Below are 26,647 nucleotides of genomic sequence, written 5' to 3' on the forward strand. Positions count from 1 at the left end.
ATTTTAGAGAAAAATGTAGAGAGGTGAAACGCAATGGCGGCAAATAAGGGTGCTGTAAATTTAGCAGAAGTGGTGAATAAGAAGTTGCTTAATTTTAACGTATTGGTGGTGGGATCTGCAGGAGCAGGAAAAACAACTGCAATTTGTCACTTGATAGATATGGTGGATGCTCCCTGTATGATATTTGAGACAAAAGCTGGAGAATATAAGCATCTGCTATCAAATAACGTGATAGTGGGAACAAGCGTAACGCCACTAAAGATTAATCCGTTTAAGTTTCCGGAGGGGATCGCAATGGCAGAGCATATAGATCGGTTGATGAAAGTATTTGAATTATGCTGGGGATTGGATGATGTTCAAAGCTTGGTGTTGGCGAAGGCGATACGCATGGCATACGCAAAGGCAGGATGTGGAAGCGGAAAAACTATGGCAACATATCCTACATTTATTGATGTATCGGAAGCACTAGGAGAGATGGTCTCTATTTTCGATTCGCGCTTAAAAATTACATTGTTAGACAGGGTATCAGCGTTGTCTGCAGGAATATTTACAAGAGTGGAAACGGACGCCGAGTTGTTGTATAATAATACTGTAATCATTGACTTAAACAATATATATCCCGCGGAGATGAGAAATTTGATGATGCATATGTTAACGATGAAAACCGTAGAATATTGGATGAGCAATAAAACTCTAAAGGTAAAGCATATGACGATATTTGATCAAATTACAGAATCGGAAAGCGTGATCAAATTATTAAAGGAAGCGCAAAGATATGGATTGGCATTTATTGTGGCGGCAGCTGAGGAGGTATCGTTAAATGATATAGGAACAGTAGTAATGTTGCGAAGCGTAAATCCTGTGGTACAAGCGGAGCTGAGTAGTATGAAGGTAATTGCAGTAAATACTGAGTTGGCAAAATTGAAGACGGGAGTTGCAGTGGTTTATCAGGCAGGGACAATCAAGAGTTGTAGGATAACACCATATACAAAATCGACGGAAAATAAGGTAGCGGGGGTGGCAAGGGCAAAGATAGTAGATGTAGATAAAGGAGATATGAAAGTATTATTGAGTTTTCTATTATATAGAAGATTAAATTTAAGAGGTGCCGTAAACTTGGCAGCGTTATCGCAAAATTTGGAATTGTTGCCGTTGTCATCTGTAACAGTGTTAAAAATAAATGAATTGATAGAAGAGTATCGAGATACAGCGACATTGGCGATATGGGAGCGATATAATTTTGATGATTTGTCTAGTATAGTAACAGAATTAATGGCAGAAGTGGGAGCAGAAATTGAGTTTGAAAAGAATGAAGACGCAAATGTATTAGACGCGGCATTGAGAAAAAAAATTGTTGCGACGATAGGGCTAAACGAAACAGACTATGTAAATGCGGTAATGCATTGTATAATGAAAGAAATGTCTACAAGAGATAGCAAATACTTTTCTGTATATGCCAAATGGAGAGAGTCGTTATAGGATGGGGCTTGACAATGCAAATAGAAGTGTATATAATTCGACTGTAAAGAAGTTTAGGTTGACATAATTGGAGCGAGCGATGCAGAAAGTAGTAGAAATTTCATATTTATTTGACTTTTATCAAAATCTCTTTACGCAACGGCAAAAGGATTTGATCAGTGGCTATTATTTTGAAGATTTAACTTTGAGCGAACTAGGAGATATGTATAAAATTAGTCGGCAAAGTGTACATGAAACTATAAAAAATGCAGAAATAAAGTTGCTGGAGTTAGAATATAAACTTGGATTTGTAAAAAGATTTCAAAATATGAGAGCGATTGTAGACAAAATTGATAAAACAATTACTGTTCCCCTAGAAGAGCAAGATGTGAGACGTTTAAAAAATTTGATATCAGAGTTAAAAAATGAAGTTTAGGAGGACATGAAATGGCTTTTGATCAATTATCAACCAAACTGCAAGATGTATTTAAGAACCTAAAAAGTAAGGGAAAGTTAACAGAAAAAGATGTAAAAGCGGCATTGCGAGAAGTGAAGCTGGCATTACTAGAAGCTGACGTAAACTTTAGGGTAGTAAAAGGCTTTATCAAATCTATTGAAGAGCGAGCTGTTGGAGAAGAGGTAATGTCTAGCTTAACTCCGGGGCAACAAGTAATAAAGATAGTTAACGACGAGCTGGTAGATTTAATGGGAAGTACGCAAAGTAAAATTTTGTTTGCATCGAAAGGAATAACGCCAATATTGATGGTGGGCCTACAAGGTGCGGGAAAAACAACAACAGCGGGAAAGTTAGCAAACCTGATAAAAGCTCAGGGAAAGCGTCCGTTGCTCGTTGCGTGTGACGTATATAGACCGGCAGCGATAGAGCAATTAAAAAAAGTCGCATCGCAAGTAAACGTACCAGTGTTTGCATTAGGAACAAAAGTAAACCCGGTAGACATATCAAAGCAAGCCATGGAGTACGCAAAGGCAAATAATCACGACGTAGTAATTATCGATACAGCAGGACGATTGCATATAGACGAAGTTCTGATGGGCGAATTAAAAAATATAAAGAGTGAAGTAAAGCCAAAAGAGATACTATTAGTAGTGGATGCGATGACGGGGCAAGACGCCGTAAATGTTGCGGAGTCATTTAATGGAGCACTGGGAATAGATGGCGTGGTTATGACAAAGTTAGACGGAGATAATAGAGGAGGAGCGGCGCTATCTGTAAAAGCAGTAACAAATAAACCTATAAAATATGTAGGTATGGGCGAAAAGTTATCCGAGCTTGAGCCATTTTATCCCGAAAGAATGGCATCAAGGATTTTGGGAATGGGCGATATGCTAACGCTTATAGAAAAAGCGCAGCAAAGCTTTGACGAAGAAAAAAGCCGTGAGTTAGAAGCAAAGATTAGAAAAGCGGAGTTTGATTTTAACGATTTCTTAGAGCAAATGAAACAAGTTAGGAATATGGGGCCTATTGGCGATCTACTGAGTATGATACCAGGAATGAACAAAGCAAAAATGGGAGATATAAATGTAGATGAGAAGCAAATGTCTAGAATAGAAGCGATAGTTTTGTCGATGACTAAGGAAGAAAGGCAAAATCCTAGCATACTAAATTTATCTCGAAAGAAGCGAATTGCGAGAGGTTCAGGTTGCGATATCTCGGAAGTAAATCGACTTGTTAAACAGTTTGACCAAATGAAGACCATGATGAAGCAATTTTCGGGAATGGCAAAAGGCAAGAAAGGAAAGTTTAAGCTTCCTTTTATGTAAAATAATAATGCAAGAAAAAAATAATTTAATGAGGTGAAGAAATGGCAGTAAAAATACGTTTAAAAAGAATGGGTGCAAAGAAGGCGCCGTTTTATAGAGTAGTAGTAGCAGATTCTAGATACCCTAGAGATGGCAGATTTATAGAAGAAGTGGGATACTTTAATCCTTGTAGTGAGCCAAATGAGCTTAATTTAAATCAGGAATCTATTCAAAAATGGTTAAAAACAGGTGCAAAACCAACAGAAACGGTAAAAGCGCTGATCAAAAAATCTGGAATAGAGATGAAGTAAGGGGCACACTGCCCCTTTTTTTATGCAGAATAATATAGAGGAGAGAATTATGGAAACACTAACAGTAGGAAAAATTGTAAATACACATGGTATCAAAGGAGAGTTGAGAATTGTACCATCCACAGATGATGTCAATAGATTCAAAAAATTTGAGAGTATTTATATCGATTGCAAAGGGCTCAGGGAATATAATATAGAAGGTGTGAGATTTCATAAAAAATTTGTATTGATAAAATTTAAGGGGGTAAATTCTATAGAAGAAGGAGAAATATTTAAAAATTGCTTTGTAAAAATAGATAAGCAAACAGCAGAGCCATTGGATGATGATGAGTATTATATAAACGATTTGTATGGATTGAGTGTAAATACAGAAGACGGCAGATTTTTGGGAGTGTTAGACGACGTGTTATTTGGCAAAGCAAACGACGTGTATGTGGTAGAGAGAGAAGACGGACAAAAGGCACCGCTACTAATACCGGCAATAAAGAGTTGTGTTTTGAATATTGATATAGCAGAAGGAGTAATGACGGTAAGATTGTTAAAAGGGTTAGAAGAAGTATGAAAATTGTAATAATGACATTGTTTCCTGAAATGATAGAAGACGCGGTTAGACATAGTATAATGGGAAGAGCAATAGAAAACGGGTTGATACAAATAGAAGCGGTAGATTTTAGAGCTTTTTCGGGAAACAAGCATAACCAAGTAGACGACTACCCATATGGCGGCGGAGCGGGGATGTTGATAATGGCAAAGCCGGTTGTAGACTGCTATCGGCATATAGCAAAAGAGATGAAAAGCCCGCGAGTGATGTATATGACGCCAGCTGGAAAAGTGTGGAATCAAGAGATGGCAATAGAATATTCTAAAGAGGAAGAAGTTGTTATTTTGTGTGGACACTATGAAGGAATAGACCAAAGAGCAATAGAGGCGATAGTGACAGACGAAGTTTCGATAGGAGACTTTATATTAACGGGAGGAGAACTGGCGGCGATGGTGGTCGCAGATAGTATAATTAGATTGTTGCCGAATGTGTTAGGAAAAGAAGAATCGTTTGAAAAAGAAAGTTTTAGCGAAGGATTGCTAGAGCATGATCATTATACGAGGCCACAAAATTTTGAAGGAAGAGAGGTGCCAGAAGTATTGCTATCGGGAAATCATAAAAATATAGAGATGTATAGAAGAGAAAATTCGCTATTAAACACTTTAAAGAAGCGACCAGATTTGTTGAAAACGGTCGAATTAGCAGAAAAAGATAAGAAAATTCTCAAAAAATACAATTATTTTTAAAAAAAGTGTTGACTTCTGTAGCAATATGGTATATACTTCATTTTGTCAACGAGAAGTCGACAGCAAGCATTATTATGCGGGTGTAGTTCAATGGTAGAACACCAGCCTTCCAAGCTGGTTACGTGGGTTCGATTCCCATCACCCGCTGTATGTATCTGTAGCTCAGCTGGATAGAGCAACGCCCTTCTAAGGCGTGGGTCCGGGGTTCGAATCCCTGTAGGTACGGTATGGTGGGAATAGCTCAGTCGGTTAGAGCGCCAGATTGTGGTCCTGGAGGTCGTGGGTTCGATCCCCATTTTCCACCCTTACATAGGGTTATCGCCAAGCGGTAAGGCACAGGATTTTGATTCCTGCATTCGAAGGTTCGAATCCTTCTAGCCCTGAATTTATAATGTGAGTCACTAGCTCAGTAGGTAGAGCACTTGACTTTTAATCAAGTGGTCCCGGGTTCGAGCCCCGGGTGGCTCAGTATATGCGGATGTGGCGGAATTGGCAGACGCACTAGACTTAGGATCTAGCGCCGAGAGGTGTAAGGGTTCGACTCCCTTCATCCGCATATTATAGAGGTCTCTCATTTTGTGAGAGGCCTTTTGTTATGCGAAAAAAATTTATTGTGTATATGACAAAAATACAAATATTTTCACTAAAATATTAAAACGTGCATATAATAAAGAAACTGATATTTTAGGAGTGAAGGTATATGTACAATAGTGTAGTAATAATAAATAGCGAAACTTTAGGTAGAGGTGACGACGGTGTAGGAAGCAGTTTGCTAGGAGTATTTCTTAGAAAAATTTTGGCATCACCAGTTCGTCCTGATGCAATTGTATTTTATAATTCTGGGGTGAGACTTTTGACTCATGGCTCTTTATTTTTAGATATATTGAATGCTTTAGAGCAATATGGAGTGGAGTTGATTGCTTGTGGAACTTGTGTTTATAAAGTTTGTGGGCAAAACTCTCTTTTGGTAGGAAGAATTAGTAATATGGATGAAATTGGGCAAATTTTATTATATGCTAGAAAAACGCTTACATTATAATATTAAATTGGTGGCAAGTTATTAGTGTAAGAGCTAATGCTTGCCACTTTTCTATTTATAACATTAAAAAAATTAGGAGAAAAATATATGAAAGAATTAATAGAGCAATTGACATTGTTTTTAAAACCAAAGCAGATTAAAATAGATGAGTTTTTAAATAAATATACTTCGTTTAAAATTGGAGGGCCAGCAAGGGTTTTGGTGAAGCCTGCAGGCATGGATGAAATTGCTAGAATAATTAATGTTTGTAAAAGCAGAAATGTTAAATACTATATATTAGGGAGAGGAACTAATATCCTAGCAAATGATAAGGGATATGATGGTGTAATCATATTACTGAGCGAAAATTTTAGCGAAGTAAGCATAAGTGGAAATGTGATTACAGCGGCTGCGGGGGCAAAGCTTAGCAATGTTGCTCAACTAGCAAGAGAAAATGCCCTTACTGGATTTGAATTTGCACATGGTATTCCGGGAACGATAGGGGGTGCGGTGGCAATGAATGCCGGGGCTTATGATGGCGAAATGAAAGATGTTGTGGTCACGGCTGTTGTGTTGATGCCTAATGGAGAGCAAAAAACTTTGTCTAATGAAGAACTAGAATTAGGGTATAGGACAAGTGTAATTGTAAAAGAAGGATTGGTTGTATTATCGGCAGCAATCGAATTGAAAAAGGCAAGCAAAGATGAGATTAGTAATAAGATGAAAGACTTTGGGCAAAGACGACGCGATAAGCAGCCGTTGAATTATCCTAGCGCAGGGAGCACATTTAAGCGCCCGACAGGATATTTTGCTGGAAAGCTCATCGAAGATGCAAACTTATCTGGATTTAGAATCGGAGATGCGATGGTATCTGATAAGCATTGTGGCTTTGTGATAAATGTGGGTAATGCAACGTTTGAAGATGTAACTAAATTGATAGAAGAAGTTAAGAAGCGAGTATTTGAAAAATTTGGAGTTATGTTAGAAGAAGAAGTGAAAATACTATAGACGAAAGGACATAGGGATATGGAATTTATAATAGTAACAGGAATGTCAGGTGCAGGAAAAAGTACGGCTATAAAGTGCTTTGAAGATATTGGATACTATTGTATTGACAACTTACCTCCAGGACTTTTGCCCAATTTTATTGAACTAGTAACAGATAAGGTTCATCAATTTAAAAAGATTGTACTGGGTATTGACATCAGAGGTGGAATGTCATTTGATGAAATATTTATTAATCTGGAAGGGTTAAAAGAATATCATCATACTGTACTATTTTTTGAATGTGGTGATTTAGAACTGATAAAAAGATTTAAAGAAACTCGCAGAATCCATCCTCTAGCAAAAGGAAAGAGAATCCAAGATGCTATTATAAAGGAAAGAGGACTGCTGGAGAATATGAAGCAGCAGGCAAACTATATTGTAGATACAACCCATATTTTACCAAAAGATGTAAAGGAATTATTAGTAAGTATGTTTGAGCAGAATACAGAATTTATGGGATTGGTAATTACTATTATAGTTTTTGGATTTAAGTATGGGGTACCGATAGATGCGGATTTAGTATTTGATGTTAGATTTTTAAAAAATCCGTTTTACGAGAAGCACCTAAGACCATATACAGGTCATGCGATAGAAGTTAGAGAGTATGTTTTTAGTGATGCGAATACGGAAATATTTATAAAAAAATTAGAAGACATGGTGGGTTTTTTGGCTCCGCTATATACTAAAGAAGGAAAAAATCAATTGGTAATAGGTATTGGATGCACAGGAGGAAAGCATCGCTCGGTGGTGATCGCTAATGAATTGGAGGAATACTTAAAGAAGCAGAAATATATAGTGAATGTAGAATTTAGAGATATAGAAAAAGATTCGAAAAGGGGAAAATGATATGAAAGTGGTCGCTATAGGGGGAGGCACTGGCCTATCCACAATGCTAAGGGGATTAAAGAAATACACAAACGATATTACAGCCATAGTTACAGTCTCAGATAACGGAGGCAATTCGGGATTGCTAAGAGAAGAGTTAAATATTGTACCACCAGGGGATATTAGAAATTGCTTAGTCTCATTGGCAAATACTGAACCAATAATGGAAGAACTATTGCAATATAGATTTAAGGAAGGAACGCTTAAGGGGCAAAATTTTGGCAACCTACTGTTGGCAGCATTGATAGATGTGAGCGGAAGCCTGAGTAATGCGGTTCAGGTGACGAGTAAGGTTCTTGCAATTACGGGTAAAGTTTTGCCGGTAACGCTGGAAAAAGTAAATTTACACGCTACGTTTGTGGATGAAGAAGAAATTGTGGGAGAGAAAGAAATAGTAGAATATGGAAAAAAGAAGAGAGTGCTAATTGACAAGATTATCTTGGAGCCAGAAAATGTGGAACCAACGACAGATGTTTTAAAGGCAATTAAAGAAGCGGATATGATTTTGTTGGGGCCTGGAAGTTTATATACAAGCGTAATTTCGAATTTGCTTATTAGTAAGGTGGCACGTGCAATAGTAAAAAGTTCTGCAAAAAAAATATATATCGCCAATATAATGAGTCAACCGGGTGAAACAACAGATTTTACAGTAGAAAGCCATGTGAAAGAGCTAGAAAAATACTTGGGCCAAAATGTTATAGATGCGGTGATAATTAGTTCTACTAAGATAAAGAAAAAATATATTAAAAAATATGCAGAAGAAGGTGCGCACTTACTTAAATACAGTAAAAGGAGTAAAATTTGGAAGAAAATACAAGTCATAGAAGCGGATATTGCAAAGGTGGATCAAGCAGGGGGATATATTAGACATAATTCAGCCGAGCTTGCAAAATATATTTTTAAACATGGAGGATAAGATGTCATTTTGTTTGCAGATTAAGGAGGAATTGATAGGTATCAAAGAAAACTTGTTAGAAGAATTACAGGGTTTTATATTTATTTCTGAAAAAATAGAAGCAGATAAGAGTGTTGTAATTTTGGAAATTGCCAATTATTACAAAAAATATGCTAATGTATTAAAAAAATGGGGATTTTGCACGATGGACTTTTCTGATATAAATAAGTCTAAAAAAAATTTATTTACATTAACTATTGATAATGCTAAAATGAATATTGATGATTTAAGTAAATTTTCCAGCAAAAGAGCATTTATTAGAGGTTTATTTTTGGGAGGTGGTACGCTGACAGATCCGAAAAAGGCGTATCATTTAGAATTTATTGCATATACAAAAGAGAAGGCTGAATTTATTCAGCATCTTTTAAATACCATGGGGATAGCGACAAAAGTGGTGAAGAGACGCAACAATTTTATTGTATATTTAAAAGAGAGTTCGTCGATAGTAGATTTATTAAATATAATGGGAGCGCATATAGCTTTATTAGAGTTTGAAAATATTAGAGTTGTTAAAGAAGTGCGAAATCATGTTAATAGATCGGTAAATTGTGAATTAGCAAATATTTCCAAAACAGTTAGTAGTGCGATCATGCAATTAGATGACATCAAATTTTTAATGAAGACAATAGGATTGAATCACTTGCCAAGCAATTTAGAAGAATTAGCTCAACTGAGACTAGAATATACAGAAGCTACGTTAGGGGAGCTAGGTTCTAAGCTTAAAATGCCAGTTTCCAAATCTTGTGTTTCAAACCGATTTAAAAAAATTAGGCAAATAGCAGAAGAAACGAGGAGGAGTTTTAGATGATTAATACAGCAGTAACTTTAAAGTTTAAGAATGGATTAGAAGCAAGACCAACAGCTCTTTTTGTGCAGCTTGCAAGCAAATATGAGAGTCAGATTTTTATTAAATTGATGGATAAGAAGATTAATGCCAAGAGTATAATGGGAATGATGAGCCTTGGCAGTATTAAAGGCGAGCAGTTGGAGCTAATTGTTGATGGTGAAGACGAAGAAGATGCAACAGTAGCTTTGTGTGAATTTTTAGCAAAAGAAGAGGTCGTATTGGCGAGAAACTAGGGGGCATAATGCCTTTTAGTTTTTTTTTGCATATTTTTAAGTCTATATGGTGATACTTTAGGAAATACAGAATAGACAAAGTAGGTAGAGGATATGCAAACATCAGATTTTTATTTTGAATTACCAGATAAATTAATAGCGCAAACGCCATTAGCAGATCGAACGGCATCAAAGCTGATGGTACTAGATAGAGAAACAAACAAAGTATGGCATAAGCATTTTTATGATATACTGGAGCATTTAAAAGCAGGAGATTGCTTGGTTTTAAACGACACCAAAGTGGTGCCAGCAAGGCTATATGGGCATAGGCAAACTGGAGGTAAAGTTGAAATTTTACTACTTAAGCGGGTAGATGAAAAGTCTTTTGAAGCATTAGTGAAGCCAGGAAAAAATGCTAGGCTAGGAGATCTACTGACCTTTGGAGAAGGAATGCTTGTGGGAGAGGTTATGGCCATTGCAGACGAGGGTAATAGAATTATTAAGTTTGAGTATGATGGAATATGGGAAGAAGTTTTGGACAAGCTGGGGCAGATGCCGTTGCCACCATATATTACAGAGAAGCTAGAGGATAAGCATAGGTATCAGACTGTATATGCTAAAAACGATGGAAGTGCTGCAGCTCCAACAGCAGGACTTCATTTTACTCAAGAATTGCTAGCCAAAATTGAAAGCAAGGGTGTGAAGATAGCGTACGTAACTTTGCATGTGGGACTTGGAACATTCAGACCAGTTAAAGTGGATGATGTGGCGCAACACAAGATGCATTCAGAACACTATCATCTGGATGCCAAAAATGCGGCTATAATAAATCAAGCAAAATCCGAAGGCAAAAATATTATTGCAGTAGGAACGACCAGTACAAGAGTGTTAGAGAGTATAGCAGATGCGAATGGAAGAGTGCGTGAGGCAAGCGGAGATACAGAAATTTTCATTACGCCGGGGTACAAATTTAAAATAGTTGACAAGCTGATTACCAATTTTCATTTGCCGGAGTCTACACTGATAATGCTGGTGAGTGCTCTGTATAATAGGGAGAAAGTCCTCGAAGCATATGAAGAGGCAGTGGAAGAAGAATATAGATTCTTTAGCTTTGGCGATGCCATGTTGATCGAATAATTGGTGAAAGTTGGGCATTTAATAGATATTAAAATGAGGAGATAACTCAGTAAAAGTTGATACTACTGAGAAGTCTCTTTTTTTTATAAGTAAATATTTAATTAAGCTAGTGAATGTTGTGAAGATGCTGAATTTAATATAGAAGGAAAAAATTGAAGCAAGCAAGTTGCTAAAGTGGATGCAAAGGAGGTTGCTAACCTTGACATAGGAATCGGAGTTTGCTATTATGGAGTTATGAGGTGCTGTATTATGCACACGTATGCTGCGATATTAAAGAAGGGGAATGGTATGAAATTAGCAGAAGCTTTAATAACACGTGCTAGTATGCAAACAAAAGCGCTAGAATTTAGATCGAGATTAGAAAACAATGCTCTTGTGCAAGAGGGAGAGTTGCCGACGGAAGATCCGCATGATCTGTTTGATGAGTATGAGCAATTACTAAAAAATCTTGAGAATTTGATAGCGAGAATAAATTTGACAAATGCTACAACTTCTGTGGATGGAGTTACGATTACGGAATTGATTGCAACAAAAGATTGTCTTAAACAGAAAGTTTCTACTTATATTAATTTTATAAATTCTGCAAGTCAGATAGTTTCGCGTCATAGACCTACAGAAATTAAGATTAAAAGTACTGTCAATGTTAAAGAGTTTCAAACAAAAGCTGACCAATTTTCTTCGGAGCTAAGAAAGCTTGAGATGAAACTGCAAGAGTTAAATTGGACAACAGAATTAATTTAGGCAATATTTGGAAATCTATTAGGAGTGGACATAACTTTAGATTTATATAATCTTACGTAGAGGAGGACAGAGGGGTCTGTGTGGTTCGATTCCATTTATTAATCACCTTCAGCATCTTTTACAAGTGCAATCTTATAATCTTATAATTTATTACCACGTGTCAGCTTGATAGATTTAGGGTGGGACAGGGGATTGGGGACTCTTAGTGAGTCCCTTATTTGTTGCCATATTTTCTGTCATAAGCGGTTTGCTGAACTTCAAGGTATTGACTTAGCCCCAATACTTCGGCTTGCTTAAGGTAGGCATCCCAATCTTTATCGATATCTTTTTTGCCAGTGATAAATGCTAGTTCTGATTCATCAAAATAAGTGTTTAGAGAAAGCTGGAGATCTGTGATAGTGCGTGATTCATCTGTTGTAAAAGCAAGTGGCGGGATGATGGTTTCTACGTCTTGGGCAACAGGGGCATAGTCGTTTACAGATGATAAATATAAAAGTTGGTCAACATCGGGAAGATCCCCAACGTTAATTCCAAATAGCATCTCGAAGTCTGACCCCTGATAATCAGGCCCTATTCTGTTCCAGCAAGCATCTGTGCTGTGATCTACTCCCAATCGTACGTATTCTACTGGCTCACCCAAATAATTTACAGACCCCTCTGGGGCAGCACCGAGTCGACCGTCACCCACCTCGCCAAATGACATTTTGACTACGCCCTCTTGGGTATACATATAGTCAAATACTCGCAGTACAACTTCTGGATTATCACATTTATTGGTAATTACAAGCCCGTCTGAGCCAAAGTCAACGGCTCTCGCAGCAGAAATAAGCCCGTCTGGTCCTTCGAGTGGTGCGATCTGGCTATATTGGCCCCAGGTCTCATAGTCTGTGGTATGGGCAAAGGTGGTAACGGATCCCGCTGTTGTTGCCCCTACCGTTCCAAAGCCGTCTTGAGCGGCAAAGAGCTTTAAGTATTCCTGATTTGTTTGCGTAAACACCATAGGGTCTAGCAATTCTTCTGCATAAAGTTTTCGCATGTATTTTAGATAATTTTTATACTCATCGGTTACTCTAATTTGATAGATCTGCTTATTCTCATCGAGGTTTAAAAAGCTATAGCTAGATATAGGTATGAAAGCATTTAGTAAGAACAGAGTAGGGTCAGCATTCCAAGCGGTTGGGGATCCAGAAAATGGAATTTCGTCGTCTGGGTCGCCGTTGCCATTAGCATCTTGTTCTTTGAATGCCTTTAGCACCTGATAAAATTCTTCGGTAGTTTTAGGTACTTCTAAGCCCAGGTTATCGAGCCAGACATGGTTTATCCACATCTTATGGCTATATTCGGTGCCTTTGGTTTTGCCTATGCGAGGGATTGAATACATATTTCCGTCATCTGATGTAAATGCATCTTTGATTAGCGGATTTTCATCTAAAGCCTTTTTGATGTTAGGTGCGTACTGATCGATCAAATCGTTTAGAGGAATGAATAGGCCTTGCTGCCCATATAGTAGTAATTCGGAAGGACCGTAGAATGCTGATAAGATGACATCAGTGTACTCTCCGCTAATCATCATGACGTTAAGTTTTTGCCGAAAATCTGCCTGTACTGAGTTGGTAAACTCCAAGTCCACTCCGGTTAAGTCCTCTAAATATCGAGTAAATAAGTTTTTGTCTGAATTATATGATGTGACAGAAGGTCGCAATGCTGCAAAGAGTGTGAACGAATCTGTTTCGCCCTCTTTAACAATGGGGTATGTTCCGACTTCTGTGTAGATATCTCCTTTTGCAGCTTTTTCATCATCTGCAGTTGATCCGCAACCAGCAAGTAGTCCTGCTAGCAATAAGATGGCTAAATTTTTGATTTTCATGGTTATGTACCTCCAAATAAAATATTTTGAATGAATAATGATATTATAACATAAAAATTTAGAAATTGCATCACGAGTAAGAAAAATGTGGAGCCTTATCGCATACAGGACAAGTAGTATAATTGAGCAGCAAGAGTAATATACTGTTAGTTAAGGAGAGGATTGAATAAAAAATGTAGATGTCGATTGCATTTTGGTGTCGCAGTCGGATAAAAATAAGATGTGATTACGAATTGTGTAAAGCAAGTCGATATATTTAAGGGAGATGATCTATTATGAATACAGCATTTATTGAAACTCAGTTTCCTGTAAGCAAAATTAGTAAGGAGAGCTACAAGGAACGCAAGGCCGGAAAGAGTCAGACGTTAACTGGGCTGGGAAAGTGGTGGGGCAGAAAACCGCTAGTACTTGTGCGGGCAACGATCATAGGGTGCCTGATGCCAGCATCGGATGATTTAAAAGCTGATATGGAGATTTTCTTGAAGATTATGACTATGGATGATGACAGTTTGCTAGCGCGAAAGGAAAAGGCTATTCCGATAAAGGCGCTATATGCTATGGCGCGAGAGAATTCTGCATTTGCGGAAAATATAGATGCGTGGTTTAGAGCCGAGGGGGAAGCGGTAAAAATTCAGATTGGTCAAGATAGAAAAGCAATTGAAGCCGCCGTGTTTGCGACGCTCTCGTATGATGAAAAATTAAAATATTGCAGTAGGCCAGAGCATCTAAAAAATATAAGGGAAGAAAGCTGGAGAGAAATCAATAAACATCTTGGCACGTCGGCAACATCTATAGCTGAGTTGGTGGAGCAATTATCTGTGGAAAAATATGGGCGTGTTGCTAAGATTGGCGATTGCTTTGCAGGAGGGGGGAGCATTCCGTTCGAGGCTGCAAGAGTAGGCGCAGAGGCGTATGCTGCAGATCTAAACCCTGTGGCAGCGATGCTGAATTGGGCAAATTTTAACATTTTGGGTGCATCAGACGCGGAAGTTGCCCAGATCAAAGCATTTCAGAAGCAGGTGTATGACGACGTTGTTGCAGAAACAGAAAGGCTGGGAATTGATCGGAACGAGCATGGGGATAGAGCATTGAACTATCTGTATTGCGTTGAGACTGTGTGTCCAGAGTGTGGAGTGAAAGTTCCGTTGTCAACATCATGGATTATAGGAAATAATATTACTAGGACTGTAGCGCAACTAAAATTGAGAGAGGATAATACATACGATATTGAAATCAAAATGAACGCGACAAAAGAGGAGATGGCAACGGCCAAAGTAGGGACACTGGTAAAGTCGAAGCTTGCATGTCCGGCATGTAAAAAAATGACGCCGATCTCAACTATTAGAGGGGACAAAACTGTTGATGGCAGGGCGGTTTATGGATTGCGCAAGTGGGAGAAAGCCGAGTTTGAATTTGCCGAAGGAGATGTATATAGCGAGCGGCTCTATGCTATCCAATATGAAATAGCGAATGTACAAGCAGGTAGAAAATCGAAGAGATATTACGCATCACCGAGTGGGCGTGCGATGGCAAATGAAGCGAGAGTACGCTCGATTGTTGCAGAGAATATAGTGAACTGGCAGATAATGGGAATAATACCAAGCGGGGCAATTATCGAGGGATGTAAAACTAATGAAATAATAAGAACCCGTGGTTGGGCATATTGGCATCAACTGTTTAATCCGCGGCAGCTGTTGATGTTGTCTATGCTAATTAAAAAAGTGAGCGATGAGACAGATACAAACAACAAGATAGCAGGAGTGTTGGGGATAAATAAAGTGTTGGATTATAATTCGCGATTATGCATATGGAATGCCGCAAAAGAGCATGTTTCATTTACATTTTACAATCAAGCATATAACACGCTGATGAACTTTGCAACGCGCGGTGTCGAAACAATAATGTCGAGCTGGAACTATGATATTAATAATTGTAAGTTGAGCGGAAAGAGTGATGTGGAGTTAATAGAGGGCAGAGCGGTCAAAAAACGTTGTGATATATGGATAACAGATCCTCCGTATGCAGATGCGGTAAGCTACCATGAGCTGTCTGAATTTTTCTTGGCCTGGAGCAAGCACCTGATCAAAGCAACATTTCCGGAGTGGTATACAGATGCAAAACGAATATACGCCATAAAGGGCAACGAGGATTTTGCAGAAGATATGATCGAGATTTATACTAATCTGACACAGCATATGAGCGACGATGGCTTGCAAGTGGTGATGTTTACGCACTCAGACCCCGCAGTGTGGGCACAGTTAGCATTGATTATGTGGAAGGCAGGGCTTCGGGTGACTGCTGCTTGGAATATAGCAACGGAGACAGAGTCTGGGGGGCTAAAAGTTGGCAACTATATAAAGGGTACAGTAATTTTGATATTGCGAAAGCAACAGGAGTGCAACGACGCGTTTCTAGATGAGATCGAACTGGATATCAAAAAAGAAGTGAAGAGGCAGATAGAGTTAATGCAAACGATCGATCAGAAGGATGCCCCGAACTTTGCGGATCCAGATTATGTATTGGCAGCGTACGCGGCGGCGATCAGAGTATTGACTTCCTATGTAGAGATCAGCGATCTGGATTTAACTGCAGAGCTCGACATAGCGATAGCGTCTCCGGCCAAGAGCGAGATTGTACAAATTGTAAATAAGGCCAAGACGATTGCGTACGAGTATATTCGCCCAGCAGGATTTGATAAGCATCAGTGGAACAATTTATCGTCTGCAGAACGATTTTGTATTATGGGGTTAGTGGGTGAGATGAAAAATGATTATCATCTGAGTATGTACCAAGAGTTTGCTAAAGGTTTTGTAATGGAAGATTATGGGAAATTGTTAGCATCTCCGGCGGCGAATGAGACAAGATTGATGACCCCAGTGGAGATGGGGAACCGCATTATGCAAGCTGAGTTTGAGGCAACATTACTTAGAATCGTATTTCGGGCAATAAATATGGGCATCGAAGAAGGTGAAAATCCGCAGATGGCATTGCTATATATAAAAGAGAAGGTGGGAGAAAGCTATAGCAAAAAAAGAGGTTTGATCAAAGAATTGTTGAAGTTTCTAGGAAGTGTAAATAGTGTTAATAACATGACTAAGCATTGGAAAGCGAGTGCGGACATGGCAAATCTAATAGCAATGATGATTGAAGATGGGTTGGCTTAATATATATCGAAGGAGGAATCAGTGATGGGATTTGGATTTGATGCGAAAGAGAGTGAAAATCATTTTTATTTGGTGGGGGACAAAAAGATTGTAGAAGTATATGAGAGATTTCGATGGAACGAAAATGAGCAAAAGATTTCGAAACAAGATGTACTGAAAGTGAGGATCTCGAGAAAAAAATGGTCTAGAGTTTCAATGGCAATAACGCAAACTTTTAATATGCAACTAAAAGCAGAAGGCAAGAAAGGCGCGAGGTTTTTAGTTGCTGGCACTGCTATTGAGCGTCTATACGGCAAAGAGTTGGTATTGCTATTATGGGCAATAGAAAATGTGGATGCTGCAGAAGAGATCGCGACAGCAGTAAATAATTGGAATGGGTTGACGGTGGAGGAGAGATGGTGGCTGTACACTATGACTAATGCTACAGCGGGGAAGGTTGATGATAACACAGGGTGGCGAGTAGCGTTGAAGTATGCTTTCTGCGATATAGCAGTAGCATGATGCTCGGATAATTCGGATAAGGAGAAACATGATGAAGAGGACATTTATTGAAACTCAGTTTCCTGTAAGCAAAATTAGCAAGGAGAGCTACAAGGAACGCAAGGCCGGCAAGGGTCAGACGCTAACTGGGCTGGGAAAGTGGTGGGGTAGAAAACCGCTAGTACTTGTGCGGGCAACAATTATAGGGTGCCTGATGCCAGCATCGGATGATTTAAAAGCTGATATGGAGATTTTTTTGAAGATTATGAGTATGGATGATGACAGTTTGCTAGCGCGAAAGGAGAAGACTATTCCGATAAAGGCGCTATATGCTATGGCGCGAGAGAATTCTGCATTTGCGGAAAATATAGATGCGTGGTTTAGAGCCGAGGGGGAAGCGGTAAAAATTCAGATTGGTCAAGATAGAAAAGCGATTGAAGCCGCGGTGTTTGCGACGCTCTCGTATGATGAAAAATTAAAATATTGCAGTAGGCCAGAGCATCTAAAAAATATAAGTGAAGAAAGCTGGAGCGCAATCAATAAACATCTCGGCACATCAGCAACATCTATAGCTGAGTTGGTGGAGCAATTGTCTGTCGCAAAGTATGGGCGTGTTGCTAAGATTGGCGATTGCTTTGCAGGAGGGGGGAGCATTCCGTTCGAGGCTGCAAGAGTAGGTGCAGATTCGTATGCTGCAGATCTAAACCCTGTGGCAGCGATGCTGAATTGGGCAAATTTTAACATTTTGGGCGCATCAGATGCGGAAGTTACCCAGATCAAAGCGTTTCAGAAGCAGGTGTATGACGACGTTGTTGCAGAAACAGAAAGGCTGGGAATTGATCGCAACGAGCATGGGGATAGAGCATTGAACTATTTGTATTGCATCGAGACTGTGTGTCCAGAGTGTGGAGTGAAAGTTCCGTTGTCAGCATCATGGATTATAGGAAATAATATTACTAGGACTGTAGCGCAACTAAAATTGAGAGAGGATAATACATACGATATTGAAATCAAAATGAACGCGACAAAAGATGAGATGGCTGCGGCAAAAATAGGGACGCTGGTGAAGTCGAAGCTTGTGTGTCCGGCATGTAAAAAAATTACGCCGATTACAACTATCAGAGGGGACAAAACTATTGACGGGCGGGCGATTTATAAGTTGCGTAAATGGGAGAAAGACGAGTTTGAATTTGCCGAAGGAGATGTGTATAGCGAGCGGCTCTATGCTATTAAATATGAAGCAAAAGATAGCCATAGATACTATAGCGCACCGAGCGTGAGAGCGATGGAGAATGAAGCCAGGGTGCGAGATATTGTTGTCGCAAAGCTGTGTGAATGGCAAAATAAGGGAATAATACCGAGTAGTAAAATCGAAGCTGGTGGAAATACAAGCCAATTGCAGCTAGAGCGTGGTTGGACATATTGGCATCAGTTGTTTAACCCGCGGCAATTACTGACGCTAGCAATGCTAGTAAAAAGGATTAGTGAGGAAAAAGAAACGAACAAAAAAGTTGCGGGGCTGCTGGGCATCAACAAGGTAATAAATTGGAACTCGCGCTTGTGTATATGGAATTTTAACGCCGAAAAAATGGAGCAAACTTTCTATAACCAAGCGTATAATACTCTAGTAAACTTTGGAACTCGCAGTGTGAGTGCGTTATCAAGAATATGGAACTATGATATCAATAAGCAGGTATTGAACACAAAGCATCAGGTGAAGTTGGAAGAAGCAAGAGCGTTGAGAGAATTTTGTGATATATGGATAACAGATCCTCCTTATGCAGATGCGGTGCGCTATCATGAGCTATCAGAAATTTTTTTGGCGTGGGACAAGCATTTGATTAAAGAAGTATTTCCGCAATGGTATGCGGACTCAAAGCGAGTATATGCCGTGAAAGGCGATGAAAGTTTTGCAGAAGAGATGACCGAGATTTATGCCAATCTGACGCAGCATATGAGCGACGATGGACTGCAGGTGGTGATGTTTACGCACTCGGATCCAGTAGTGTGGGCGCAGTTGGCGTTGATTATGTGGAAGGCGGGGCTTCAGGTGACTGCTGCCTGGAATATAGCAACGGAGACAGAGTCCGGAGGGTTAAAAGGCGGCAATTATATAAAGGGGACAGTAATTTTGGTATTGCGAAAGCAACAGGAAAACAGCGAGGTGTTTTTAGATGAGATCGAATTTGATATTAAGCAAGAGGTAAAAAGGCAGAGCGAGCTAATGCAAGAGGTTGACAATAAAGATGCTCTCAACTTTGCAGAGCCAGATTATGTGTTGGCAGCGTACGCGGCGGCGCTCAGAGTATTGACTTCTTATTCAGATATCAGCGATCTGGATTTAACTGCAGAACTCGATATAGCGATAAAATCTCCAGCCAAAAGTGAGATCGTAAAAATTATAGAGAGAGCAAAAACGCTCGCATATGAATATATCCGTCCGGCAAAGTTTGAAAAGCATCAGTGGAGGGAGCTTTCATCTGCAGAACAATTTTATATTAAAGGTTTGGATGGTGAAATGAAGGGCGTTTATCAGCTAAGTATGTATCAAGAATTTACGAAAGGCTTTAAAATGGAAAATCATGGAAAGTTGATGGCAACATTAATAGAGAATAAAGCGAGGTTGATGACCCCGGTGGAGATGGGAGAACGCATTATGCCGAGCGAGTTTGAGGCAACACCACTTCGGAGCGTATTTCGGGCAATAAATATGGGCATCGAAGAAGGAGATGATCCGCAGCTAGCAGTAAAATATATGAAAGATAAATTGGGAGATGACTACGAAAAAAAGAGAGGCATGATTATAGCAACATTGGGATTTGTAGCAAGTGCGAGAAGCATTAACAAAATGAGTACGCATTGGAAAGCAAGCGCGGACATGGCAGATCTGATTGCTTCGCTAATAGGAGATGAATTAACTTCGTGATAAGGAGATGATATGATGAAATCGGTTAAAAGTTTATTGGTGCCAAGGAGCTCGGTTTTTAAGAATACAACTAGGGAAGATGTTTTGAACTTAACGGATTTTGCAGAAGGAAAAATTGATGCGACGGCCTTTTTTGAGGAGAACTTTCAGACCGCTGGAATGAGCGCACTATTCGAGGCCGCATTTAGTCGGTTTAGAGGAGAGTCGGAAACGGGCGTGATAAAGCTGACACAAGCAATGGGTGGAGGTAAGACGCATTCGATGTTAGCATTGGCTTTGCTAGCGGAGAACGCAGAGTTGAGAAGAGGCGTTATTGCAGTAGATGATGTTGGAGAGATCAAGGTTGTGACATTTTCTGGTCGAGAGAATGCGCCGCGAGGGTTGTGGGGACACCTAGCACAGCAGTTAGGGAAAATGGAAACGTTTGGTAAATATTATGCGCCACTGCAAGCACCGGGGGAATCCGATTGGATAAAGCTATTAGCAGGTGAGAGAATTTTGATTTTGCTAGATGAACTACCGCCGTATCTGGAGAATGCCAAGGCAATTGCAATAGGAAATTCAGATTTGGCAAAGGTAACGGTAACGGCACTGGCTAACTTGTTTTCGGCATTGGGTAAAGAGCAGCTGGCTAATGTATGCCTAGTATTTTCAGATTTGCGTGCGGCATATGAATCGGGAAGTCAGCTGCTAAGGTCTAGCTTTAGGGAGCTGGAAGCGGAAACAAATCGAGTGGCAAAAGAAGTGACTCCCGTTGCTTTAAACAGCGATGAAATTTATTCAATTTTACATACGAAGCTGTTTGAGAATACTGCAGGAGAGGAGGAGATCAAGGATATTGCAACAGCGTATAAGAAAGCGGTGGCGAAGTCGGTAAAGCTGGGGTTAACAAACTATAATCCAGATGCTGTATTTGCAGGAGTAAAAGACTCGTATCCATTTCACCCATCCATTAAGCCGCTGTATGCAAGATTTAAGGAGAATCCAAACTTTCAGCAAACGAGGGGGCTCATCAGATTTATGCGTTTGGTGGTGAGGCAGTTTTATGAATCTGGTGCGGCAGAGAAAAGATATTTGATTAACGTATTTGATTTTAATTTGAATGAGCAGAAAATTTTGAGCCAGATTTATGAAATCAACCCATCTTTGGATGCGCCCATTAATCATGACATAGCTCAGAATGGCAAGGCAATTGCAGAGATAGTGGATAGCCAATGCGAAGGTGATGCGGCGCAGGAGGTTGCAAAGTTGCTGTTGGTATCGTCATTATCGGCAACACACAACGGCTTGCTGGGCTTATCAAAGTCTGAGATCGTGGGATATTTGAGTAGTCCAGAAGCAAATATCGAGCGTATCAAAGATGCATTGGGGCAACTAAATCAAAAATGTTGGTATCTAAAAACTGATAATGTAGGAAGAGTGTATTTTCAGAACACCAAAAATATGGTGGCGCAGCTAAACGAATTGGCGCAGGGATATTCTGATGAAGATGCGCGCGGGAAGTTGCGCAAGATGCTTAGGGAGATATTTAAGCCTGTGGTGGGGAAATATTATGACCGAGTGTATGTATTTCCGGAGATATCAGACATTAAACTGGATGAAAATAAAGTAGCATTGGTGATATATGAGCCATACAAGAGGTTGCATCCGATGCTGGAAAAATTTTATGAACAGGTGCAGAGAAAAAACCGAGTGCTATTTTTGTCGGGACAACGCAACATGCTAGAAAAGTTACATGAGAATGCAAAGATGGTTCTAGCAATAGAGTCTATTTATGGAAATTTAAAGGAGGAAGGGAATACGCAGCTTAAGGAAGCGGAAATTATGAAGGATAGGCAGATGCAAAACTTGATTTCAACGATTCGGGAGCTGTTTGTAACGCTATATTTTCCAACCAAAAATGGCATTGATTCGAAAGATTTTAGGCTAGAATTTACAAAGATGAAGTATAATGGTGAGGAGCAAATCGCCAAATGTTTGCTAGATGCAAGAAAGTATGAGGAAGTGGAAGAACAGGGGTTAGAAATATTGCGTAAAAAATGTGAGCAACGTATATTTATAGCAAAGACGATGACGTTAAAACAACTGAAGGAGCGTGCGGCAACGGAGCCGTCGTGGCAATGGTATCCGGCGGGGCAACTAGAGAAGCTGCTAAAAGCCTGTATTGCCAAAGATGCGTGGCGCGAGAAAGATGGCTACATTATAAAAGGGCCGTTTGTAGATCCAACAGAAGTAAAGGTGGAGCAAGTAAATTACGATGAGAAAAGTAATAAATTTAGGCTAAAAGTTATGGGCATAGGAGGAGAAGTCTATTATGCAAAGAGCGGCGCATTGGCTGAGACAAAATTGTTAGAAGAAGAGTTGGAAACTTCAGAATGTAGATTAAATTTTAGATGCGTAGACCCAACCGGAAAGCGTGTAGAAGGAGAAATGGTAAAATTTGTGGGCAAGGTGCCAATAGCGGGAGAGCAATATGAAGATGAAGGAGCGCAGATATTTAGAATTGTGGCGCATCCGGAATATGCAGTAAAATATACAATTGATGGAAGTAACCCGAAGGAGAATGGCGAGCTGTATGCAGAACCGATAGAAGTCGCAAAAGGATGCCGTGAAATTTTGGTGGCAGTATTTTTGGATAAGACGCTAGTGGAGGAGCGCAGATTTGAGGTGATAGAAGTGGTTGACGGAGTGAGGGCAGTAAATAAGAAAGAGCGACTGATATATATGAGGCAAAAGCAATGGCGCAATACTGCGACGACATATAAAGACTTCGAAGAGCTAGAGCGATTTGCTAAAATACGGGGAGCCACTATAGCGATATCAGATAAAACGATGAGTGTAAATTTATCGATGAAAGAAACCGATGAGCCGGCAAAGATATTGCAGCTGATTAATGATATAAGAGAAACCGTATTTAAGGAGAGAGATGTCGAGATAATATCTGCGTATCAGGCGCTGGAATTTAAGACTGGAAAGTTGTTTTTGGACTGGGCAAAGAAAAATAAATTGGAGGTAGAAGATCTGAGAAAAGATGGGGAAATTATACAGCAATAAGAAATAACGTTGATAAGTAGCATAGGCGAGCGAACCTATGCTATTTTAATATTAACCGCCAAGATATGCTTTCTTAACGTTTTCATCTTTTAGTAGATCAGCTCCGGTACCAGATAAAACAATTTTTCCGGTTTCTAATACATATGCTCTATGTGCAATTTGAAGCGCCTTATTGGCATTTTGCTCGACTAGCAAGATTGTGGTGCCGTTTTGGTTAATGACTTGAATAATGTTAAATATTTCCTGAACGAGCACGGGAGCAAGACCCATAGAAGGCTCATCCATAATCATAAGGGAGGGCCGAGACATGAGGGCTCTTGCCATAGCAAGCATCTGCTGTTCACCGCCGCTCATAGTTCCGGCAAGTTGTTTTCGTCGTTCGCGAAGCCTAGGGAATTGGTCAAACAGTTTCTCTTTGTCATCTGCGATTTGTAGCTTATCTTTAACGATGTAAGCGCCGAGCTCGAGATTTTCTTCAACTGTCATCTTGGCAAAGACTCGCCTGCCTTCTGGAACATGCGCCAACCCCAGCGGCAGTAGCGTATTAGATGGTTTGTGCATTATATCTTTGTCTGCAAATAAAATTTTACCAGATCGAGGCGTAACCATTCCACTGACTGCTTGCAAAATGGTGGTTTTTCCAGAGCCATTTGCGCCAATTAGCGTTACGATCTCGCCTTTTCCTACTGAAAACGAAACGTCTCTGAGGGCATGAATATTGTCATAGTACACATTTAGATTCTCTACTTTTAGCATAGTGTTGGCCTCCTATTCTCCAAGATAAGCAGCGATCACACGGGGGTTTTGGCTAACTTCACTTGGAGTTCCTTCTGCTATTATTTTGCCGTATTCTATGACAACAAGTCGCTCGCATATTGCCATAACCAGCCGCATATCATGCTCTATTAATAAAATTGTGATGTTAAACTTATCGCGAATTAGCTTAATGGTTTCCATAAGTTCATCGGTTTCGATTGGATTCATTCCTGCAGCAGGCTCGTCGAGAAGCAATATTTTTGGGTTGCCAGCAAGTGCTCTAGCAATCTCCAGCTTTCGTTGCTTTCCATATGGCAAATTGTTGCTCATTTCGTTGGCATCACCGTCTAAGTCAAATATTTTCAGTAAATTCATAGCCTCTCTGTGGAGCCACTTTTCCTGTCTTCGATATTTTAGGGTGTTAAAAATTCGGTCTGTGATGTTATAGGTTAAGCGATTGTTGAATGCGACCTTTACATTTTCGATAACGGTCATAGTTTTGAACAATCTGATATTCTGAAAAGTGCGAGTGATGCCTTTTCTTACAATTTGATATGGTTTGAGTTTGTTAAGTAGCTCGCCATCTAGTTTAATTGTGCCTTCTGTGGGAGTGTATACGCCAGTTAAAAGATTAAAGACAGTAGTTTTGCCAGCACCGTTGGGGCCGATTAACCCTACAAGTTCGCCTTCGTTTAGAGTCAAGTCAAATTCATCTACAGGCTTAATTCCACCAAAATTTACACTAATTTTTGATACTTCTAACATTTAATTCGCCTCCTCTCCAATTGCCGTACGCGGTTTAATGAACTTATTTTTTATACTGGTAAAAGTGATATTCTTTGCTTTACAAATCATCATAATAATAAGGACCAAAGAGTAGATGATCATTCGGTATTCTGTAAAGGAACGTAATAATTCGTTGAGAACACCTAATATGATTGCGGCAATGATGGTGCCAAACAGATTTCCCATTCCTCCAAGAACAACGATAATTAGTACTTCGATAGATTGCATAAAGCCGAAACTGACTGGGTTGAGAACGGTGTGATAGTGGGCATATAATCCACCTGCAATGCCGGCAAAAAACGCTGCAATGGAGAATGCAAGAGTTTTATAGAAAAATGTGGAAATTCCAACACAGTCAGTTGCTATTTCGTTATCGCGTATTGCGACGATAGCACGGCCTGTTCTTGATGTAATAATTTTGTAGAGAATTACAATAACAATGGCAGTAATGAAAAATGTAACAGTAAAATTACTATAATGTGGAATACCAGAAAGGCCACGTGCGCCGTTGGTGATTTCCAAATTGTTTAAGATGATTCTGATAATTTCTCCGAATCCCAGAGTGATGATGCCGAGATAATCTCCGCGAAGCCTAAGTGCGGGGATGCCGATAATAATACCGATTGCTGAAGCGAGGATACCGCCAGCGAGTAGAGCGATGGGAAATTCGATGACTGCAGGAAGATTGAGTTGCATGGTTATTATGGCGGCAGTATAGGCTCCGACAGCCATAAACCCCGCATGCCCTAAAACAAGCTCGCCGAGATATCCCGTTACCAATGCTAAAGAGACGCCCATGATTACGTTTATGAGTATTGAAACAATGATTCCACTTATATAATTATCAATTAATCCTGTTGCCATACCTATTATCAAAACAAAATATATAGCAAAAATTGCTAGCGTTGCATAGATCAGACGCTGAGTGATCTTGTTTTTGCTTTGAATCCATTCTGAGTTTATAAATTTGGGAATTGCGATTTTCTTTTTCATGATGGCAACCTCCTACACTTTCTCTTTAATATTTTTGCCCAAAATTCCAGAAGGTTTTATAAGCAAAACAAGAATGAGTATACTAAATAGAATAGCATCTGCCCACAACGTGGCACCCGGCCAAAAGGCAGACAAAAATCCTTTGGTTAAACTTTCTATAAGGCCCAATAGAAATCCGCCGAGCATAGCGCCGGGAATAATTCCAATTCCTCCCAAAACTGCTGCAATAAAGGCCTTAAGACCTGGCATCATTCCCATTAGAGGTTTGATTTGAGGATACGCAATAGCAAAAAGTACTCCGCCAATTGCGGCAAGTGCAGAGCCAATAACAAACGCTGTAGAGATAGTTTTGTTGACGCTAATGCCCATCAAAGCCGCGGCGTCGGCATCTTCAGAAGAGGCACGCATGGCCTTGCCGAGGCGAGTGGTTTTGATAAATCTTTCGAGAGCTATCATAAGTACAACTGATAATGCTAGTGAAATAAGCATCAACTGGCTAAACTGTAGGTTACCAATTGTGATCAGCTTGGATGGAGGAGCTGGGAATGGTTTTGGATTGGCACCAAATAGAACCATGACAGTGGATTCGAGAAAGAAGCTTACACCGATAGCTGTAATTAGTGCCCACATTCGAGGAGCTTTTCGAAGAGGTTTGTATGCCACTTTTTCGATAGTCATACCGAGTAATGAACAAAAAATAACTGCAACAATTAGAGCAACGACAATATTCATATTAAAAGCTGTCATCATTACAAAAGCGACGTACGCGCCAACCATCATTATGTCGCCATGGGCAAAGTTTATCAGCTTAACTATTCCGTATACCATTGTATATCCTAGAGCAATTAACGCATAAATGCTTCCTACATGAAGTCCATTGATAATCTGCTGTATAAATAAAGTTCCATAGTCCATTATTTCACATCCTTTTTTGCGTATATAAAAAAGACATGGCAGCATAC

Annotated in this window: 23 protein-coding genes and 6 tRNA genes; 24 read left to right on the plus strand and 5 right to left on the minus strand. The window is 39.7% G+C overall.

The features are described from left to right. Nucleotides 1–33: 33 nt before the first annotated feature. The 20 genes from PCY70_RS01260 (at nucleotide 34) to PCY70_RS01355 (ending at nucleotide 11,659) form a co-directional block, all read left to right on the plus strand. Nucleotides 34–1,479, plus strand: coding sequence for an ATP-binding protein (locus PCY70_RS01260; protein ID WP_305768136.1), 1,446 nt, complete (start codon nucleotides 34–36; stop codon nucleotides 1,477–1,479). A 79-nt stretch (nucleotides 1,480–1,558) separates the two neighbouring features. Continuing rightward, nucleotides 1,559–1,894, plus strand: a complete 336-nt coding sequence (locus PCY70_RS01265) for a sigma factor-like helix-turn-helix DNA-binding protein (protein ID WP_305768137.1) — start codon at nucleotides 1,559–1,561, stop codon at nucleotides 1,892–1,894. A gap of 11 nt (nucleotides 1,895–1,905) precedes the next feature. After that, the gene (ffh, locus tag PCY70_RS01270; RefSeq protein ID WP_305768138.1) at nucleotides 1,906–3,240 is read left to right on the plus strand and encodes a signal recognition particle protein; all 1,335 of its coding nucleotides are present in this window, start codon (nucleotides 1,906–1,908) and stop codon (nucleotides 3,238–3,240) included. Between the two features lie 41 nt (nucleotides 3,241–3,281). After that, nucleotides 3,282–3,530 carry a 30S ribosomal protein S16 gene (rpsP, locus tag PCY70_RS01275; protein ID WP_305768139.1) on the plus strand — a complete coding sequence of 83 codons (249 nt, stop codon included), beginning with the start codon at nucleotides 3,282–3,284 and terminating at the stop codon, nucleotides 3,528–3,530. Between the two features lie 49 nt (nucleotides 3,531–3,579). Then, on the plus strand, nucleotides 3,580–4,092 hold the full coding sequence (rimM, locus tag PCY70_RS01280; protein ID WP_305768140.1) for a ribosome maturation factor RimM: 513 nt from the start codon (nucleotides 3,580–3,582) through the stop codon (nucleotides 4,090–4,092). Next, nucleotides 4,089–4,817 carry a tRNA (guanosine(37)-N1)-methyltransferase TrmD gene (gene trmD, locus PCY70_RS01285; protein ID WP_305768141.1) on the plus strand — a complete coding sequence of 243 codons (729 nt, stop codon included), beginning with the start codon at nucleotides 4,089–4,091 and terminating at the stop codon, nucleotides 4,815–4,817. The genes rimM and trmD overlap by 4 nt, the downstream gene beginning before the upstream one ends. Nucleotides 4,818–4,893: 76 nt before the next feature. Continuing rightward, nucleotides 4,894–4,964: transfer RNA gene (locus PCY70_RS01290), tRNA-Gly, on the plus strand. A 4-nt stretch (nucleotides 4,965–4,968) separates the two neighbouring features. After that, nucleotides 4,969–5,042, plus strand: a tRNA-Arg gene (locus PCY70_RS01295). 5 nt (nucleotides 5,043–5,047) lie between these two features. Next, nucleotides 5,048–5,121, plus strand: a tRNA-His gene (locus tag PCY70_RS01300). 7 nt (nucleotides 5,122–5,128) lie between these two features. After that, nucleotides 5,129–5,200: transfer RNA gene (locus PCY70_RS01305), tRNA-Gln, on the plus strand. 12 nt (nucleotides 5,201–5,212) lie between these two features. Beyond that, nucleotides 5,213–5,285 (plus strand) — tRNA-Lys (locus PCY70_RS01310). Nucleotides 5,286–5,291: 6 nt separating this feature from the next. Beyond that, nucleotides 5,292–5,373 (plus strand) — tRNA-Leu (locus PCY70_RS01315). Between the two features lie 144 nt (nucleotides 5,374–5,517). Then, nucleotides 5,518–5,856, plus strand: a complete 339-nt coding sequence (locus PCY70_RS01320; RefSeq protein ID WP_305768142.1) for a sulfurtransferase-like selenium metabolism protein YedF — start codon at nucleotides 5,518–5,520, stop codon at nucleotides 5,854–5,856. A gap of 87 nt (nucleotides 5,857–5,943) precedes the next feature. Next, a complete protein-coding gene (gene murB / locus PCY70_RS01325; RefSeq protein ID WP_305768143.1) occupies nucleotides 5,944–6,843 on the plus strand; it encodes a UDP-N-acetylmuramate dehydrogenase in 900 nt (299 codons plus the stop codon). A gap of 18 nt (nucleotides 6,844–6,861) precedes the next feature. Then, nucleotides 6,862–7,728 (plus strand): RNase adapter RapZ, encoded by an 867-nt coding sequence (gene rapZ / locus PCY70_RS01330; protein ID WP_305768144.1) that lies wholly within the window; start codon nucleotides 6,862–6,864, stop codon nucleotides 7,726–7,728. A gap of 1 nt (nucleotide 7,729) precedes the next feature. Next, entirely contained in the window at nucleotides 7,730–8,683 is a 954-nt protein-coding gene (locus tag PCY70_RS01335; RefSeq protein WP_305768145.1) for a gluconeogenesis factor YvcK family protein, read from the plus strand. Between the two features lies 1 nt (nucleotide 8,684). After that, the gene (gene whiA / locus PCY70_RS01340; protein WP_305768146.1) at nucleotides 8,685–9,530 is read left to right on the plus strand and encodes a DNA-binding protein WhiA; all 846 of its coding nucleotides are present in this window, start codon (nucleotides 8,685–8,687) and stop codon (nucleotides 9,528–9,530) included. Continuing rightward, nucleotides 9,527–9,802 (plus strand): HPr family phosphocarrier protein, encoded by a 276-nt coding sequence (locus PCY70_RS01345; RefSeq protein ID WP_305768147.1) that lies wholly within the window; start codon nucleotides 9,527–9,529, stop codon nucleotides 9,800–9,802. The genes whiA and PCY70_RS01345 overlap by 4 nt, the downstream gene beginning before the upstream one ends. A gap of 93 nt (nucleotides 9,803–9,895) precedes the next feature. Further along, entirely contained in the window at nucleotides 9,896–10,918 is a 1,023-nt protein-coding gene (gene queA / locus PCY70_RS01350; RefSeq protein ID WP_305768148.1) for a tRNA preQ1(34) S-adenosylmethionine ribosyltransferase-isomerase QueA, read from the plus strand. Nucleotides 10,919–11,167: 249 nt separating this feature from the next. Then, complete coding sequence (locus PCY70_RS01355) at nucleotides 11,168–11,659, plus strand: DIP1984 family protein (protein ID WP_305768149.1); 492 nt, start codon at nucleotides 11,168–11,170, stop codon at nucleotides 11,657–11,659. A gap of 214 nt (nucleotides 11,660–11,873) precedes the next feature. Here the strand turns inward: PCY70_RS01355 and PCY70_RS01360 are convergent, their stop codons facing one another. After that, entirely contained in the window at nucleotides 11,874–13,526 is a 1,653-nt protein-coding gene (locus PCY70_RS01360; RefSeq protein ID WP_305768150.1) for an extracellular solute-binding protein, read from the minus strand. Nucleotides 13,527–13,801: 275 nt separating this feature from the next. On the opposite strand from PCY70_RS01360, the gene PCY70_RS01365 reads away from it, so the two are divergent. The 4 genes from PCY70_RS01365 to PCY70_RS01380 are packed head-to-tail and all read left to right on the plus strand — an operon-like array spanning nucleotide 13,802 to nucleotide 23,150. Then, complete coding sequence (locus PCY70_RS01365) at nucleotides 13,802–16,690, plus strand: anti-phage-associated DUF1156 domain-containing protein (protein ID WP_305768151.1); 2,889 nt, start codon at nucleotides 13,802–13,804, stop codon at nucleotides 16,688–16,690. A gap of 24 nt (nucleotides 16,691–16,714) precedes the next feature. Next, nucleotides 16,715–17,191 (plus strand): DUF3780 domain-containing protein, encoded by a 477-nt coding sequence (locus PCY70_RS01370; protein WP_044150173.1) that lies wholly within the window; start codon nucleotides 16,715–16,717, stop codon nucleotides 17,189–17,191. A gap of 31 nt (nucleotides 17,192–17,222) precedes the next feature. After that, on the plus strand, nucleotides 17,223–20,096 hold the full coding sequence (locus PCY70_RS01375) for an anti-phage-associated DUF1156 domain-containing protein (RefSeq protein ID WP_305768152.1): 2,874 nt from the start codon (nucleotides 17,223–17,225) through the stop codon (nucleotides 20,094–20,096). 15 nt (nucleotides 20,097–20,111) lie between these two features. After that, the gene (locus PCY70_RS01380; protein ID WP_305768153.1) at nucleotides 20,112–23,150 is read left to right on the plus strand and encodes a DUF499 domain-containing protein; all 3,039 of its coding nucleotides are present in this window, start codon (nucleotides 20,112–20,114) and stop codon (nucleotides 23,148–23,150) included. Between the two features lie 51 nt (nucleotides 23,151–23,201). Here the strand turns inward: PCY70_RS01380 and PCY70_RS01385 are convergent, their stop codons facing one another. From PCY70_RS01385 to PCY70_RS01400, 4 genes are read right to left on the minus strand one after another with little or no spacing between them, the layout of a single operon-like run. Beyond that, nucleotides 23,202–23,906 (minus strand): ABC transporter ATP-binding protein, encoded by a 705-nt coding sequence (locus tag PCY70_RS01385; protein WP_305768154.1) that lies wholly within the window; start codon nucleotides 23,904–23,906, stop codon nucleotides 23,202–23,204. A 12-nt stretch (nucleotides 23,907–23,918) separates the two neighbouring features. Next, a complete protein-coding gene (locus tag PCY70_RS01390) occupies nucleotides 23,919–24,671 on the minus strand; it encodes an ABC transporter ATP-binding protein (RefSeq protein ID WP_010169148.1) in 753 nt (250 codons plus the stop codon). Further along, nucleotides 24,672–25,685: a branched-chain amino acid ABC transporter permease gene (locus PCY70_RS01395; RefSeq protein ID WP_305768155.1), complete on the minus strand. Its 1,014-nt coding sequence runs from the start codon at nucleotides 25,683–25,685 to the stop codon at nucleotides 24,672–24,674. A 12-nt stretch (nucleotides 25,686–25,697) separates the two neighbouring features. Continuing rightward, nucleotides 25,698–26,600: a branched-chain amino acid ABC transporter permease gene (locus tag PCY70_RS01400; protein WP_305768156.1), complete on the minus strand. Its 903-nt coding sequence runs from the start codon at nucleotides 26,598–26,600 to the stop codon at nucleotides 25,698–25,700. Nucleotides 26,601–26,647 lie beyond the last annotated feature (47 nt).

This window comes from Candidatus Epulonipiscium viviparus, assembly GCF_030708075.1.
Lineage (GTDB): Bacteria > Bacillota > Clostridia > Lachnospirales > Cellulosilyticaceae > Epulonipiscioides > Epulonipiscioides viviparus.